This window comes from Martinezella dioscoreae, from assembly GCF_009176305.1.
Taxonomy (GTDB): domain Bacteria; phylum Pseudomonadota; class Alphaproteobacteria; order Rhizobiales; family Rhizobiaceae; genus Rhizobium; species Rhizobium dioscoreae.
Window position 1 is genome coordinate 52,953 of the sequence record NZ_BLAJ01000011.1, and the last position, 15,000, is coordinate 67,952.

Sequence of the window (15,000 nt, forward strand, 5' to 3'; positions counted from 1 at the left end):
CAATTCCGTCAAAAAGCTGCTGTTGTCTGACGCTCGCAGCAGGCGAGCAAAGCAACTATATAACTTGCCTGATCCTCGTTGAAGGCCCTGATCATGGTTCAAATTCGGAAGTGGCTTCTTATTTCAGCGATCGTCGCGTCAATGCCGTCGATGGCACTGGCCGACGTGCTGCGGCATGAAACGCGCTATCGCGTTTCGCTGGCCGGCCTGCCGATCGCCAGGGCGGATTTCAAGACCGAGGTCACGGGCAAACAGTTCACCATTCGCGGCGATATCACCTCGGCAGGCCTTGCGGATCTCGTTACCTCGATCGATGCGAAGACCGATGTGACTGGGGTCGTCAACGACAGTAAGCTGCAGGCGACCCACTACACGCTCTTCTACAAGAGCGGGAAGAAAGAGCGCACCTATGATGTCGCCTATACCAACGGCAATGTGACGTCGAATACGATCACGCCCGAGCCGAAGCGTCCGGACACCTGGGTCCCCATCACGGAAAGCGACTTGAAGTCCGTGCTCGATCCGATATCGGGCATGATCTTCCCGATCACGCCCAGCCTGAACCTCTGCAACCAGACGCTGGCCGTCTTCGATGGCGAGATGCGCATGGATCTGAAGCTGTCGCCAAAGGGATCGCATCCTTTCTCGACCGATGGCTTCAAGGGCAAGACCATTGCCTGTGGCGTGCGCTTCACGCCGAAGAGCGGCTACAAGAGCACCCGCAAGGATTATCTTTACCTCGCCAAGAGCGACAATATGGAGATCTGGTTCGCCAAGGCGGATACGATGAATGTCTATGCCCCGGTCTACGTCCGCATCCCGACGCAATACGGAACGGTGACGATTACGGCCGTAAAATACGGCAGCTAGACCGGCTGCTGTTTCACGGAAACGCTTGACGATTCTCGCCGTTGTTTCTACGCAATTCACGAAAATTGCTGTACATTTTCGTGGAATTGCTTTGGCGGGCTGGGGACGTCCGCGGCGATAAGCTGGGGGCAGGGATGAAATTTCGCGCGACGTTGACAGGCTTTTCAGCCATTCTGATGTGGTCGTTTCTGGCGCTTTTGACCGTTGCCTCCGGCAAGATGCCACCCTTCCAGCTGCTCGCCGTCTGCTTTGCGATCGGCAGCATTCCGGGCATCATCGTTCTTCTGTTGAGGCCCGAGCGGTTGCAGCTGCTGCGCCAGCCGGCCAAGGTCTGGATCACAGGTATTGCCGGCTTGTTCGGCTACCACTTTCTCTATTTCACGGCATTGCGTCACGCGCCGGCGGTGGAGGCGGGCCTGATTGCCTATCTCTGGCCATTGCTGATCGTCGTCGGCTCCGCATTGCTGCCAGGTGAGCGGCTGCGCTGGTATCATATTGTCGGCGCACTGATGGGGCTTGCGGGCACGGTTCTGATCGTCGGCCGCAACGGCTTTCATTTCGAAGGCGCCTATGCCGTCGGCTATGGCGCGGCGTTTCTCTGTGCCTTCACCTGGTCGGGCTATTCCTTGATAACGCGCCGCTTCGAGGCCGTTTCCACAGATGTCGTCACCATCTTCTGTCTGGTCACGTCGATTCTCTCCTTTTTCTGCCACCTTGGCCTGGAGGAGACGATCTGGCCGGAGAGCATCTCCCAGTGGATCGCCGTTCTCGGCCTTGGCCTTTTTCCGGTCGGAGCCGCCTTCTATGCCTGGGATTATGGCGTCAAGAACGGCGATATCCAGATCCTCGGCGCGGCAAGCTATGCCGCACCGCTGCTCTCGACGCTGATCCTGACGTTGTTCGGTTTTGCCGAGCCGAGCTGGGGCATTGCGCTTGCTTGCCTGCTCGTGACGGGAGGTGCGGTGCTGGCCGCCCATCGCATGATCCTGCGCCGGGATGATGTCGTGCGGACGCAGGCGGAAGCGGCGGAATAGCTCCGCCGCCCTCGCTGCCGTTTATTTCTTGAAGACTTTTTCCAGGAAGGCCGCGAGCGACGGCCGCCAGACATCCATCTCATGCTGGAGGTCGGGGTATTCATGGTATTCGTGCTTGATCTTCTTGGCGTCGAGCGTCGCCTTCAAGCCGGCTACGTCCTTGCCGACGATCTGATCCTTGCTGCCGACGGTCACTGTGAAATTATGCAGCGCCTTGTTGATCTTTTCCGGTTCGTTCAGCACGGCATCGACTGTCTTGTTCGGGACGGTCGTCGTGCTGACGCCGCTGAAGGTTGCGACCCAGCCGAAGGTATCCAGATGTGAAAGGCCGGATACGAGAGCCTGATAGCCGCCCTGCGACAAGCCGGCAACGGCGCGGCCGCTCGCCTCGTTTCGCACCCGATAATGCTTCTTCATGTAGGGGATAAGGTCTTCCGTCAGCTCGCGATCGGCTGCCTCGGCATTGGCCGGATAGAAATTCGCGCGACGATCGGCGGCGGGGAAGTTTTCGGCGATCGCATTCGGCACGTCGGTTTCCGTATCCGGAATGACGACGATCATCGGCTCGATCTTCTTTTCGGCAAGGAGATTGTCGAGGATCTGCGGCGCGCGGCCCTGGAGCACCCAGGACCCCACGGTATCGCCGAAGCCGTGATAGAGGTAGAGCACCGGCAGCGGCTTGGAGGAATCGGTGTAGCCGGGCGGCGTGTAGACATACATCTGCCGTTCCGAATCGAGCGCCTTGGAATGCAGGGTCACCAGCCGCAGGTCGCCATGCGGCACGTTGCGGATATCAAGAATGCTGCCGGGCACTAGGATCAGGCTGGTATTGACCTGCCGTTGCGGCTTCGGCGCATTGGTGCCGGTGTCGATGCTGCGGAAGCCGTCGACGTTGAAGTAATATTCGTAGAGGTTCGGCTTCAGCACCTCCGTCTTCGCGCTCCATGTGCCATCGTCGCTGCGTTGCATGGCGAGGGGATCGCGCGAGCCCAAAGTGACCGAAACCGCTTTTGCCGCCGGCGCATAGAGGCGGAAGGTGATAGACCCATCCTTCTCTACCGCGGTCACGAAGTTCTTCAGTGGCTTGTCGGCCGGCGGCGAGGCCGGAGCATCAAGGGCAAAGACAGGGGCGCTCATGACGCAGCCTGCTGCGACGAGCAAAGGAAACAACAAACGCACGAAAAAACCTCCTCCGGATGAATCAATTTTCACTTTCCCCGTGTAAAGCTGACACAGCGCGTCGCTTTTTCAAGACCGTCGCTGCGCGCTGTCTGGCCGCATCCTGCGTGATGTCAATGAAAGGTAGAAAAGGGTCAGTCTGAGGCCGGCTTCCAGTCAGGTGGCGCCATCTCGAAGCTCGAAAATTCGAAGCCGGGTGCGACCGTGCAGCCGACGAGCGTGAATTGCCCGAGGCTTTCGGCCGACTGCCACCAGTTGGCCGGAATGATCGCCTGCGGGCGCTCGCCCTTTGCCAGATCCATGCCGAGAACGAGTTTTTCACTCGCCTTGCCGTCGGCCGAGCGATGCAAAGCGAGGGGGGCGCCGGCATAGTAGTGCCAGACCTCGGCGGCGTCGTGCACCCGATGCCAGTGCGAGCGCTCGCCCGCCTCCAGCAGATAGTAGATGGCGGTGGAGTGGCCTCTCGTGCCGCCGTTCTCGTCGCGAAACGTCTGCACGTACCAGCCGCCTTCCGGATGCCGCTGCATGGAAAGCGTTTCGATGATCTCTTTTGCCTGCATCAGAAATTGTCCTTGCGCTTGCGGATCTCGGCGAAGACTTCTTCGTTGCTGCGGCTTTCCATCAGCAGATGGCGGCGGATTGCCGGATCGGCGGCGCGCAGGAACGGGTTCGTTTCCTTCTCAAGCGCCAATGTCGTCGGGATGGTGAACTTACCCTCCGCTCTCAATGCCTCGATATCGGCGGCGCGCGCCTTCAGCCGCTCATTGTCGGGATCGATGGTCAGTGCGAAGCGGGCGTTGGAGAGCGTATATTCATGGCCGAAATAGACGGCTGTTTCATCCGGCAGCACGGCGAGCTTCTGCAGCGAGGCCCACATATCCGCTGCCGGCCGTTCGAACAGGCGGCCGCAGCCGAGCGCAAACAGCGTATCGGCAGCAAAGAGCAGCTTGTCGTCGGCAAAATGATAGCAGACATGGCCGGCGGTATGCCCGGGCGTTTCGATGACATTGACCGTATGGCCGGCGAACTCGAACGTATCCCCATCAGCGACGGCGCGATCGAGGCCCGGAATGGCGACGGCCTCGTTGATCGGGCCGATGATCTCGCAGCCGAACTGCTCCTTCAGCGCCAGGTTGCCCTCGACGTGATCGGTATGGTGATGCGTGGTCAGGATATGGCTGATGGTCCAGCCACGACGATCAGCGGCCTTCAGGATCGCATCTGCTTCCGGAGCGTCGATCGATGCCGTCAATCCGGTTTCGGGATCATGGACCAAGACGCCGTAATTGTCGGAACGGCAGATAAAAATCTCTAATTCCAATGGTTTCATGATCGAAATCGTCCTCATCTTTTCCGTGAGTAGAGAATGTAAGCCGTTCGGCCTTGAAGTCCAACGTTCGGCTGATAACATTTGTTTCGATGCATACCGATATTGTCGATCTCCGCCAGTTTTATCATTCCGAGCTTGGTCGCTTGGCGGAGCAGTCGATTGCCATGGCGCTTTCTTCCATCTGGGCACGTATGCCGGAGGAGCGGCTCGTCGGCCTTGGCTATGCCGTGCCCTATCTCGATCGTTTTCGTGCCGATACCGAACGCACTTTCGCCTTCATGCCGGCGGGGCAGGGCGCGGTGAACTGGCCTATGGGGTCGGCCTCGACGACAGCATTGATCTTCGATGAGGAATTGCCGCTGCCCGACAGTTCGATCGACCGCGTGCTGATGGTGCATTCTCTGGAGTTCGCTGAAAGCCCGCGCGAGACGCTGAAAGAGCTTTGGCGCGTTCTGGCGCCCGGCGGCCGGCTTGTTATTGTCGTGCCGAACCGAACCGGCGTGTGGGCGCGCATGGAGCATACGCCGTTCGGCTCCGGCCGGCCCTATTCGCGCGGCCAGCTGACGTCGCTGCTGCGCGAAACAAACTTCACGCCCGGCGCGACCGCCGAAGCGCTGTTCTTTCCGCCCTCGAAGCTGCGCACGGTGCTGCGGCTGCGCCGCGCATTCGAGCGGGTTGGCCGCACCCTGTGGCCGGCGTTTTCCGGCGTCATCATCGTCGAGGCGCAGAAACGGCTTTATCAGGGCCTGCCCGTTGCCGTTCGTGCCTCGCGCCGCGTCTTCGTGCCGGTGCTGGCACCGCGTGGCATACCGACGACGCGCGATGGCGCGTGACGCTTTCGTCGTAGCGCCGACACTCGACAAATTTGTCAATCCGCATTAATGCGACGGGGTGTCATAAACCGGAATTTTCCGGCGCTTCCCAAGGTCGATCCCATGAGCATGGAAATGAGCAAGCCCGTCCCGCGTCCCGGCATCCTCGATATCGCGGCCTATGTGCCGGGCAAGGAGCATGCGCCGGGCGTTGCGCGCGTGTTCAAGCTCTCCTCGAACGAGACGCCGCTTGGCGCCAGCCCCAAGGCCATCGAAGCCTTCCGGGGCGCTGCCGGCAATCTCGAGCGCTATCCGGACGGACAGGCCAAGGAATTGCGCCAGGCGATCGCCGATGTGCATGGGCTGAATGTGGCCAATATCCTCTGCGGCGCCGGCTCGGACGAGTTGCTTGGCCTGCTCTGCCACACCTATCTCGGCACCGGTGACGAAGGCATCATCACCGAACACGGCTTCCTGGTTTACAAGATCCAGATCATGGCCGCCGGCGCGACGCCGGTCACCGTTAAGGAGAAGGATTGCACCGTCGATGTCGACGCGATCCTCGCGGCAGTCACGGAGAAGACCAAGATGGTCTTCATCGCCAATCCCGGCAATCCGACTGGAACCTATGTGCCGGTCAGCGAGATCCGTCGCCTGCAGGCGAGCCTCCCGAAGCATGTCATTCTCGTGCTCGACGCGGCCTATGCCGAATATGTTCGCCGCAACGATTACGAAGCCGGCCTTGAGCTCGTTTCGGCGAACCAGAATGTCGTCATGACCCGTACCTTCTCCAAGGTCTATGGCCTGGCAGCCCTTCGTATCGGCTGGATGTACGGGCCTGTCGATATCATCGATGCGATCAACCGCGTGCGTGCTCCGTTCAATCTGAACAGCGCCGCCATTGCCGCCGGAGCGGCTGCCATTCGCGATCTGGCCTTTACGGAAAAGGCTGTGGCACACAACACGCTCTGGATCGAGAAGATGACGGCTGCGCTCGAAGCCCTGGGCCTCAGGGTGACGCCGTCGGTTGCGAATTTCGTCCTGATCCATTTCCCCGATAGCGACGGCAAGCGTGCGGCCGAGGCCGATGATTTCCTGACGAGCCGCGGCTATATCCTGCGCGCTGTGCGCGCCTACGGCTTCCCGAATTCGCTGCGCCTGAGCATCGGTACCGAAGAGGCCAATCTCGGCGTCATCGACGCTCTGACCGAGTTTATGGGACGCAAGGCATGAGCAACATCCAGTTCGATCGCATTGCGTTGATCGGCATCGGCCTGATCGGCTCCTCCATCGCCCACGACATCAAGCGCCTCGGTATCGCAAAGGAAGTGGTGATCTCGACACGCAGCGCCGAGACGCTGAAGCGTGCTGAGGAGCTGAAGCTCGGCGACCGCTATACGCCGTCGTCGGCCGAAGCAGTGAAAGGCGCCGATCTCGTTATCGTTTCCGTGCCTGTGGGCGCCTCCGAGAGCGTCGCCAAAGAAATCGCGGCGCATCTGAAGCCGGGCGCCATCGTCACGGATGTCGGTTCGACCAAGGCGTCGGTTATTGCGCAGATGCAGCCGCATATGCCGTCCAACGTGTATTTCATTCCGGGCCATCCGCTCGCAGGTACGGAGAAATCCGGTCCGGATGCCGGTTTTCCTGGGCTGTTCAAGGGGCGCTGGTGCATCTTCACGCCAGTTCCGGGCACGGACGAGACCGCGATCAAGACGCTGCGCACCTTCTGGGAAACCTTGGGCTCCCGTGTCGACGAGATGGATCCGGAGCATCACGACAAGGTGCTGGCGATCGTCTCGCATCTGCCGCATCTGATCGCCTATAACATTGTCGGGACCGCCGACGATCTGGAGACGGTGACCGAATCGGAAGTCATCAAATATTCCGCCTCCGGCTTCCGTGACTTCACGCGCCTCGCCGCGTCCGATCCGACCATGTGGCGCGACGTCTGCCTGCACAATCGCGATGCCATTCTGGAGATGCTGTCGCGCTTCTCCGAGGATCTGGCATCGCTGCAGCGTGCCATCCGCTGGGGCGACGGCGACAAGATCTTCGAACTTTTCACCCGCACCCGCGCCATCCGCCGTTCAATCGTCGAAGCCGGCCAGGACGTCGACGTGCCGGACTTCGGCCGTCATGCGCTGGATGTGAAGGAATAGGCATCCCTATACGACGGAGGGGCGCTTATGATCGTCAGGCGCGCGCGTTCCGAAGATTTGTCCTGGCTCCTTGAGCATGATGACGCCAGTGAAGACTGGATTGGGCGCTGCATTGCGTTCGGTGAATATTTTGTGGCCGAGCGGGATGGCAAACTCCTCGGCTTCCTGCGCTTCAGCCGCTTTTGGGGCAAGATACCCTATATGGATATGATCCGCGTGCTGCCGCTACACCGGCGCGAGGGTCTCGGAACTGCTCTGTTCCACGCCTGGGAAAGCGCCATGATCGACGAGGGCGCCAAGCATCTGATGACATCGAGCGAATGGGCGCAAGCCGAGCCACAGGCCTGGCACCGCCGCAACGGCTTCAAGCCAGCTGGCAGCATCGACCTCCGTATCGTCCAGCCGACCCCGGAGATATTCTTTGTGAAGGATATCTCCGACGCCCGCAGAGGATAGGCTTCAGATCGGCGGGATCTTTCCGAGCGGGATGAAGCCGCTGAGTGAGAGGCGACCTCGATCGGCGGTGAGATCGACGGAGACCTTATCCGCGCCATTGGCCAGCGCCTTCAGCATCTTCGTCGCCGTCTTGATGATGTTCTTGGCGGCGGGAAGCGTCGTGGTCAGGCTATCGCCCCAGGGCCCGATCTGATTGATCTCCAGCTTGAACTGCCCGGACAGAAAACCCTCATCGTCAAAGTTGAAAGGTCCGGAAAGCGTCATGATGCGGCCATCGCCGATATCGATGACGGCCTGATGCAGCATGCCTGCCGAGCCGCGAAGCCCCTCCCGGTCGCTGCCATCGAGCAGGCCGGCCTTGCCGGACAGCGTCACCTTGGCGCTGGTCGATGCGGTGGGCAATGTCTGCGGGAAGTCTTTGATGACGGCATTGGCATTTTCGACGCCGATCGCGAAATCCAGATCGCTGCCATTCTGATTGGCGTGCATCTCCGTGTGGGCAGCGGTGACATTAAGGCTCTGGCCGGTGACGGAGGAGACGATGCCGGCCTTCAGCCCTTCGATGACAGTCTGAGTCTGAGCGACGCCGCGGCCCTTGGCGATAAGGTTCGATTGCAGATCGGCCCATTCGGCCGATACGGTCAGGCCTTCCGTCGTGCGCAACTCCGCGGGGGATTTCAGGCTCCAGCTCACATGGTTGGGTTGGAAGACCGGTGCGGAGGCGCTGAGCCTGTCGAAATTGGTGGAGACGCCGCGCGTCGGGTTGTCGACCGTCACCGTGTCGCAGGTCAGGCCTATGGAGAAGGGGAAGCCGTTGAAGGCCATGTTCTCGCATTTGCCGGCAATGCCGGCGCTGTTCTGCTGGCCGAGCGCCTTCAGGACATTGGTCCTGACGAAACTGGTCGCATAGTACCAACCGCCAGTGTAAAGACCGGCTAGAACCACCACAAGCCCAAAAAGGATGAGCCACAGACGCTTGCCTCGACCGGTCGTTACGCTCTGGCTTGACGCTGCCATGTTGTTCTCCAATGGTTGGACTGAAGCTTCACAGTGATTTGGCGTTGGATATGGACGAATTTTGGGTGTTTGGCTACGGATCCCTCATGTGGAATCCGGGCTTTGGTTATGACGAGCGGGCCGAGGCCCTGATTTTTGGCTATCGTCGCTCACTCTGCGTCCGTTCCTGGGTCCATCGCGGCACGGAAGAAAACCCCGGCCTCGTCCTCGGGCTCGATCGTGGCGGCTCCTGCCGGGGCATGGCCTTCCGGGTTCCGGCCTCCGATTGGGATGAGGTGCTAACCTATCTGCGCGAGCGCGAACTCGTCACCAACGTCTATCTGGAAAAGAACTTGCCGATTCGGCTCGCCGACAGGCGGCGCGTGATCGCCGTCGCCTATGTCGTCGATCGCAATCACCGGCAATATGCCGGCTCGCTGGATGCAATCGAGGCCGCGCACGTGGTGGAAGCTGCCAATGGGCGTTCCGGCCCGAATGACGCCTATCTCTTCAATACGCTGACGCATCTGCGCGACATGGGCATCCGCGATCATTGGCTCGAACAGGTTGCCGGCGAAGTGGAGCGGATGCGAAAGGCATCCTGAACCTGTCGCCTGGCGTTGAGAGTTCGCTCAGACTGCGGCGGTAACGGGTTTTGCCTTGGCGATTTCCGCGAGACGTTGCGCCGCCGTCGGCGGAACCGGCAGGTTCGGGTTGTTGGCGATCGTTTCGACCAGCAGCTCGTCGCTTGCTCTTTCCGTCTCCTCGATCAGGCGCGCGAAAAAGGCATCCGGGTCCATGCCGGGCTCGATCGGCGGCAGGATGCGCACCTTGATATGGCCGGGATATTTGCGGAAGGTGCGGCGCGGCCAGAAAAAGCCCGGATGCATGGCAACGGCGACGACGGGGATGCCTAGGTCGCGATACATGCGGGCGATGCCGTATTTGTAGACCGGCTCGGCGCCCGGCGGCCGTCGCGTGCCCTCGGGGTAGATGATGAGCTGGCGACCCGTGGCGAGCTCTTCGCGCGTGCGCTTCAGGACATCGAACATGACCTTGCCGCGGGCGCCGCGATCCACCGGGATCATGCGCTGTTTCCCGGCATACCAGCCGAACAATGGGATCCACATCAGCTCGCGCTTCAGGATATAGACCGGATCGTCGAGATAGGGCAGCAGCGCAAATGTATCCCAGAAGGATTGATGCTTGGGCGCGAAGATGAAGCTGCCTTTGGGGATATTTTCCAAGCCCTCGATCTCGAAGGTGGTGCCGACGATCTTCTCCATCAGCCAGGTGCTGGATTTCGCCCATGCCTTGGGGATCGCATAGGCCGCCTTGCGCGGCATGAGGAAGTAAATCGGCGCCAGCACGATCATGCGAATGATCAGATTGGCATAGAAGGCCGTGTTGAACAGGATCGAACGCAGGATAATCATCGAGGCTTTTCCAATGCACCGGCTTGCACCGGCATCCAAAGGTTTGCCTACACGATTACGACGTCAATAAAAAGTCGGTGCGTGCGCGGTTTTGCGCGACAGGCCTTAGTCGTCGTCCTCGATCGGCTGACGCGAACGCAGGCCGGTCGGACGTCCAAGTCCCGTGATGTTGCGGGCGCCGGCAAGGAGCACCTTGGCATATTCCGCGATCATCGTGCGCAGCGCATTCGGGTCCGTGAACCAGTTCTTGGTCTTCAGATCGGAGTTGACGACCGGATAGGGAATGAAATCGGTCGAGGGATCGACGTATTTCAATTCTGCGAGGCTGCGGGGCATATGGTAGTTGTTCGTGACAACGAGAACGCTCTTGTAGCCCCTGGCGTGAATCCACTTTGCCGCTTCGCGGGCATTGCCGATCGTATCGAGCGCGTCATAGCCGATGTCGACGCAGCAGCTGAACAGGCTGGCGGAACTCTGCGTCAGTTTCCGGATCTGCGTTGGCGTGGTGGTCGGATGTGCGCCCGAGATCAGCAGGCGGTTGCCGGCACCGGTGCGCAGCAGCTCCACCGCCTGATCGATCCGCTGATAGCCGCCCGTCAGCACGACGATGGCATCGGCCTTGGGGTCGAGCGGCGGTTTCAAGGTGGTGATCGAATCGGCGAAATGCAGGAAGCCGCCGAAAACGATGGCTACCAGGAAGATGAAAGCGAAGCCGCCCCAGCGCAAGAGACGGCGGAACAGGCTGCGGCGCACGGGTCTATCACCGCGGGGTCGGGCCCGCAGCGACTGCAAACTCACGGACTTGCGAGTCGTCAGATCCATGCTCATGATTCGCTATTATACGCCAATTGCGGCAATGAACGGGCTGGCAAACGGTAAAAAAACATCGCTGAGGCGTCAATTCGGTACGCTATCCGTCCGCCCGGGATCGGAACGGACCAGATCGATCTCGTAAATCGTGCGCATGACGGTGAATCGCGCCGTCAGCGTCGTCAGCAGCGCGATGATGATCATGGTGGCGAGAATGCCGACATAGCCGAGCGCGCCGACGGAGAAAGTCCCGAACAATGCCGTTGCCTGATCGGTTTGCGGTGTCGCGATCGTATGGCTCTGCAGAAGGCCGGCTGTCGCGAAGAAGAGGGCGGCGAGCGCGCTGCCGGCTCCCGAGCCTTTGAGGCTGATCTTCAGGAAATGCTTCTGGAATTCATTGGCGACGAAGGTGCTTTCTGCGCCGACGAAATGCAGGACTTCGACGATATGGCGATTGCCCGACAATGCGCCGCGCGTGGCGAAGACCACCGTCAGCACCATGGCGGTGAAGACGAGCAGCAGCACGCCGGTGCCGATGAGAACGGTGGTGTGCGCCATCGACACGAGCCGATCGACCCAGGTGCGATGGTCGTCCAGGGTCGCCTGCGGGATCTGTGCCTTGAGCAGGCTGCGCATCGCTTCGAAATCGGGCGGATGCGTCTCGTCGATCGTGATGATGACGAGGCGCGGGACGGGCAGTTCCTTGATATCGAGGCCGGCACCGAGCCACGGCTCGAGCAGGCGCGCGGTCGCCGCCTCGTCGACGATCTGGCCTGATTTGGTGCCGACGAAGCTCAATGCGATGTCGCGGGCGCTCGCGAGCGACTTTTCCATGTCGAGATTGTCGTCCGGCTTGATCTGGATGGTGATCTCGCGGGAAATCTGGCTCTCCCAGCTTGCCGCCGTCGAACGCACCATGCTGACCGCACCGAGCGTCAGGCAGGCAAGAAAGGCCATGATGGCGATGACGACAATCAGCGCATTGCCCTGAATGTTGGAGGACGGCACGATCGGTCCCGTCGGGCGCACGCGCATTTCCGGGCGTTTGCGTTCTGCGGGTGCTGCAGGCGCCTGCCGTGCTTGCGGAGCTCCGGTGGTCGGGGCTGTCCTGCGGGGGCGGGGATCAGTCATAGATATCGAGATGCCCCCCCGATAGGATCATGCGCCTCGCCTCGATCTGGTCCATCAAAGCGAGATCGTGCGTGGCAATGACGACGGCGGTGCCGAGACGGTTGAGTTCCAGAAAGAGATTGAGCAGGCGGCGTGCCATCGGCGGGTCGACATTGCCCGTCGGTTCGTCGGCAAGCAGGATTTCCGGGCGGTCGATGAGGGCGCGGGCGATCGCGGCGCGCTGCTTTTCCCCACCGGAGAGAACCGGCGGCAGCACATTGATGCGCTCGCCGAGGCCTACCCATTTCAGCAGTTCCAGGACGTCGGTGCGGTAGGAGCTTTCGTCCTTGCCGCGCACGCGGAGCGGCAGGGCGACATTTTCATAGGTCGTCAAATGCTCGAGCAGCCGGAAATCCTGAAAGACGATGCCGACACGGCGGCGCAGCAGCGGCAGCTCATTGCGCGGGATCGAGGAAATCTCCCGGTCGAACATGCGGATCAGCCCGCGCGTCGGCTGCAGCGACATGAAGAGCAGCCGCAGCAGTGTCGTCTTGCCGGCGCCGGAAGGGCCGGTCAGGAACTGGAACGATTTCCTCGGTATGTCGAAGCTCAGGTCGCGGAGGATCTCCGGACCCATGCCGTAGCGCAAACCGACGTTCTCAAAATGAATCAACGGGCAGTCCAGTCTTCCGCAGGGTTCAATCAGGCGACTTGTTAACCAATGGCATTAACAGCCGGTAAATTTTTCTGGAAAGGCGCCCTATTCATGGCGATCTTTGCGAAGCATTAACCAAGAAAATTTACGACTGGGCAGGATTCGTTTCAATGCCCAGATTGGCAACGGGCGTCGAAACCATGTGGATCACCGCAACGGGAGGCCATCATGGGCGCTTTTCGCCACCGTCAACAACAGACGGGGCTTATTTATGACCTCATTCCGCCCGAACGCGGAGCGGGGTCGAGCCCGGTGCATTACGTCATGCCGAAACCCGATATTGTCGACGCCGAATTCGTGACCGTTTCCGCCGCACGCGGGCGGCCAGCATCGGGCGTCAATATGCGCTATGGCGGGCGTAACCAACCTAGACCTCAGCCAGTGGCGCGCAAGACTACACTTTCGCGCATCCTCACCGTTCTGCGGGTGACTGAGGAAGTCTTGCAGCAGGCATCGCGGCGCAGCTTCGTGGCGCTCATCATCTGCCTTGCAATCTTGATCTTCGGCCTTTCGGGCGGTTTTTTCGGTCTCTCCGGCGCATCGGCCGAGGCGACATCCGATCCGCTGCAGTTCTCGCATGTGACACTGACGCCGAGGGATGAGAACGGGCTACCCGTCTTGAGATTGAACGGCATCATCGAGAATGTCAGCGGTGCCACGCTTTCGGTTCCGCAGGTGCGCGCCGATCTTTTTGCCGGTGGTCAGCTGGTCAGAAGCATCGTCGTTGACACGCCGGTCGATCGCCTCGGACCGCATGAAAGCCGCGGATTCTCCACAAGATTACAGCATCCTGGTGGAAAAACGCCGGATGTCCTGCTTTCCTTCATGCCATAGGGGGTGTGTCCAAGCCGCTGAGTGTGCTACGGGCTACTGCTTTAGAGTGCTACAGCGACCTTGACGCGTCGTGTCGTATACGACGTGCGGCGCTGTAGAGCTTGATCGGCGGCCAGGGGCCGCGCAGCCATGGAGCATGCCAATCAATGCCTGTCGTACGCGGGAAGAATATCGAGCCGCTTTTCACTGCCGAGCAGATCGCGGAGCGCAATCATGCCCTGGCCAAGGAAATTGCCAGCGGGCCGACAAAGGACCTCCTTGTCATCGCCATCCTCAAGGGCTCCTTCATCTTCGCAGCCGATTTGCTGCGGGCGCTGCATGAGACCGGGCTTGCCCCGGAGGTCGAGTTCATCACGCTTTCGAGCTATGGCGCCGGCACGACATCGCAGGGCGTGCGCATCGTCAAGGACATCGACAGCGACGTTCGGGATCGCGACGTGCTGCTGATCGACGACATTCTGGAATCGGGCCGCACGCTGCGTTTCGCCAAGGAGCTGCTCTACGAGCGTGGCGCCCGCAACGTCACGCTGGCCGTCCTGCTCGACAAGAGCGTCAAGCGCCAGGAAGAGCTGGAAGCCGATTATGTCGGCTTCGAATGCCCCGATTATTTCGTTGTCGGCTACGGCATGGATGTCGCCTACGCCTTCCGCGAACTGCCCTTCGTCGGTGTCGTCACGGGCGACGCCGAGGCCTGATCTTAAGTTAATGCCGGCGGCTTGTCCGCCTGTCCCATTCTGCTCCGGCGATGACGAACCGTTAACCACGGAGCTTGATCGCCTGTCGGCCGTTTACCTATCGCAAACGGAATTCTGGTGATTTCGGTCGCGGAACATGACGGACCAGGAGCACGGACCATGGCAAAAATTCTGATCACGGAAGACGAAGATTCACTTCGCACCTTCGTCGCCCGCGCGCTGCGCTTGGACGGTCACGAGACCGAAGAGGCGGCCGACGGAGCGGAAGGCTTAGAAAAGCTGAAAGAGGGCGGCTACGATCTCCTGTTGTCGGATATCCGCATGCCCGTGATGGATGGCATCGAGCTTGCCCATCAGGCCCATTCAACCTGCCCGGGCATGAAGATCCTGCTGATGACCGGCTATGCCGAGCAGCGCGAGCGCGCCGACGACCTCATGGAAAAGATCGTCGACGTCGTTGCCAAGCCCTTCGCGCTGCCAGACATCCGCAAGGCTGTTGCCCGGGCCTTGGCTGCCTGACATTGGCCGTTGACCAGCGCGGGTAGGCCTCGTGCTGGCTCCATT

Annotated in this window: 18 protein-coding genes; 10 read left to right on the plus strand and 8 right to left on the minus strand. The window is 60.6% G+C overall.

All coding sequences use genetic code 11. The annotated features are described in order from the left end of the window. The first annotated feature begins 93 nt into the window (after nt 1-93). Both GDN47_RS27235 and yddG read left to right on the plus strand, forming a co-directional pair. Nucleotides 94-870, plus strand: coding sequence for a DUF3108 domain-containing protein (locus tag GDN47_RS27235; RefSeq protein ID WP_112336429.1), 777 nt, complete (start codon nt 94-96; stop codon nt 868-870). 134 nt (nt 871-1,004) lie between these two features. Beyond that, on the plus strand, nt 1,005-1,904 hold the full coding sequence (gene yddG, locus GDN47_RS27240; protein ID WP_113421385.1) for an aromatic amino acid exporter YddG: 900 nt from the start codon (nt 1,005-1,007) through the stop codon (nt 1,902-1,904). 21 nt (nt 1,905-1,925) lie between these two features. Here yddG and GDN47_RS27245 read toward each other — a convergent pair whose 3' ends face one another. The 3 genes from GDN47_RS27245 to gloB all read right to left on the minus strand — a co-directional run bounded on the left by GDN47_RS27245 (nt 1,926) and on the right by gloB (nt 4,413). Further along, nucleotides 1,926-3,083, minus strand: a complete 1,158-nt coding sequence (locus tag GDN47_RS27245) for an esterase (RefSeq protein ID WP_113421386.1) — start codon at nt 3,081-3,083, stop codon at nt 1,926-1,928. A 134-nt stretch (nt 3,084-3,217) separates the two neighbouring features. Further along, nucleotides 3,218-3,643 carry a cupin domain-containing protein gene (locus tag GDN47_RS27250; RefSeq protein ID WP_113333931.1) on the minus strand — a complete coding sequence of 142 codons (426 nt, stop codon included), beginning with the start codon at nt 3,641-3,643 and terminating at the stop codon, nt 3,218-3,220. Continuing rightward, the gene (gene gloB / locus GDN47_RS27255) at nt 3,643-4,413 is read right to left on the minus strand and encodes a hydroxyacylglutathione hydrolase (protein ID WP_113421404.1); all 771 of its coding nucleotides are present in this window, start codon (nt 4,411-4,413) and stop codon (nt 3,643-3,645) included. Before gloB ends, GDN47_RS27250 begins: the two co-directional genes overlap by 1 nt. 53 nt (nt 4,414-4,466) lie before the next feature. Between gloB and GDN47_RS27260 the strand changes: the two genes are divergently transcribed. The 4 genes from GDN47_RS27260 (at nt 4,467) to GDN47_RS27275 (ending at nt 7,840) form a co-directional block, all read left to right on the plus strand. Further along, entirely contained in the window at nt 4,467-5,246 is a 780-nt protein-coding gene (locus GDN47_RS27260) for a class I SAM-dependent methyltransferase (protein WP_145636305.1), read from the plus strand. Between the two features lie 102 nt (nt 5,247-5,348). Next, nucleotides 5,349-6,458, plus strand: a complete 1,110-nt coding sequence (hisC, locus tag GDN47_RS27265; protein ID WP_145636303.1) for a histidinol-phosphate transaminase — start codon at nt 5,349-5,351, stop codon at nt 6,456-6,458. Further along, a complete protein-coding gene (locus GDN47_RS27270; RefSeq protein WP_145636301.1) occupies nt 6,455-7,384 on the plus strand; it encodes a prephenate/arogenate dehydrogenase family protein in 930 nt (309 codons plus the stop codon). Before hisC ends, GDN47_RS27270 begins: the two co-directional genes overlap by 4 nt. Before the next feature lie 27 nt (nt 7,385-7,411). After that, nucleotides 7,412-7,840 (plus strand): GNAT family N-acetyltransferase, encoded by a 429-nt coding sequence (locus tag GDN47_RS27275; protein ID WP_145636299.1) that lies wholly within the window; start codon nt 7,412-7,414, stop codon nt 7,838-7,840. Nucleotides 7,841-7,843: 3 nt separating this feature from the next. Here the strand turns inward: GDN47_RS27275 and GDN47_RS27280 are convergent, their stop codons facing one another. Continuing rightward, nucleotides 7,844-8,857, minus strand: a complete 1,014-nt coding sequence (locus GDN47_RS27280) for a DUF2125 domain-containing protein (RefSeq protein WP_145636297.1) — start codon at nt 8,855-8,857, stop codon at nt 7,844-7,846. Between the two features lie 50 nt (nt 8,858-8,907). Between GDN47_RS27280 and GDN47_RS27285 the strand changes: the two genes are divergently transcribed. After that, nucleotides 8,908-9,441, plus strand: a complete 534-nt coding sequence (locus tag GDN47_RS27285) for a gamma-glutamylcyclotransferase (protein WP_152094662.1) — start codon at nt 8,908-8,910, stop codon at nt 9,439-9,441. Between the two features lie 27 nt (nt 9,442-9,468). On the opposite strand, the gene GDN47_RS27290 is transcribed toward GDN47_RS27285, so the two are convergent. The 4 genes from GDN47_RS27290 to ftsE form a co-directional block, all read right to left on the minus strand. Continuing rightward, nucleotides 9,469-10,272: a lysophospholipid acyltransferase family protein gene (locus GDN47_RS27290; protein WP_145636295.1), complete on the minus strand. Its 804-nt coding sequence runs from the start codon at nt 10,270-10,272 to the stop codon at nt 9,469-9,471. A gap of 105 nt (nt 10,273-10,377) precedes the next feature. Beyond that, the gene (locus GDN47_RS27295) at nt 10,378-11,100 is read right to left on the minus strand and encodes a YdcF family protein (RefSeq protein WP_173002584.1); all 723 of its coding nucleotides are present in this window, start codon (nt 11,098-11,100) and stop codon (nt 10,378-10,380) included. 69 nt (nt 11,101-11,169) lie between these two features. Then, complete coding sequence (locus GDN47_RS27300; RefSeq protein ID WP_113421393.1) at nt 11,170-12,117, minus strand: cell division protein FtsX; 948 nt, start codon at nt 12,115-12,117, stop codon at nt 11,170-11,172. 88 nt (nt 12,118-12,205) lie between these two features. After that, entirely contained in the window at nt 12,206-12,865 is a 660-nt protein-coding gene (ftsE, locus tag GDN47_RS27305; protein ID WP_015341323.1) for a cell division ATP-binding protein FtsE, read from the minus strand. A gap of 210 nt (nt 12,866-13,075) precedes the next feature. Between ftsE and GDN47_RS27310 the strand changes: the two genes are divergently transcribed. The 3 genes from GDN47_RS27310 to GDN47_RS27320 all read left to right on the plus strand — a co-directional run bounded on the left by GDN47_RS27310 (nt 13,076) and on the right by GDN47_RS27320 (nt 14,955). After that, nucleotides 13,076-13,741 (plus strand): hypothetical protein, encoded by a 666-nt coding sequence (locus GDN47_RS27310; protein ID WP_145636292.1) that lies wholly within the window; start codon nt 13,076-13,078, stop codon nt 13,739-13,741. Nucleotides 13,742-13,887: 146 nt separating this feature from the next. After that, on the plus strand, nt 13,888-14,436 hold the full coding sequence (gene hpt / locus GDN47_RS27315; protein ID WP_095435999.1) for a hypoxanthine phosphoribosyltransferase: 549 nt from the start codon (nt 13,888-13,890) through the stop codon (nt 14,434-14,436). A 159-nt stretch (nt 14,437-14,595) separates the two neighbouring features. Further along, nucleotides 14,596-14,955, plus strand: coding sequence for a response regulator (locus GDN47_RS27320; RefSeq protein WP_113332370.1), 360 nt, complete (start codon nt 14,596-14,598; stop codon nt 14,953-14,955). The last annotated feature ends 45 nt before the right edge of the window (nt 14,956-15,000 follow it).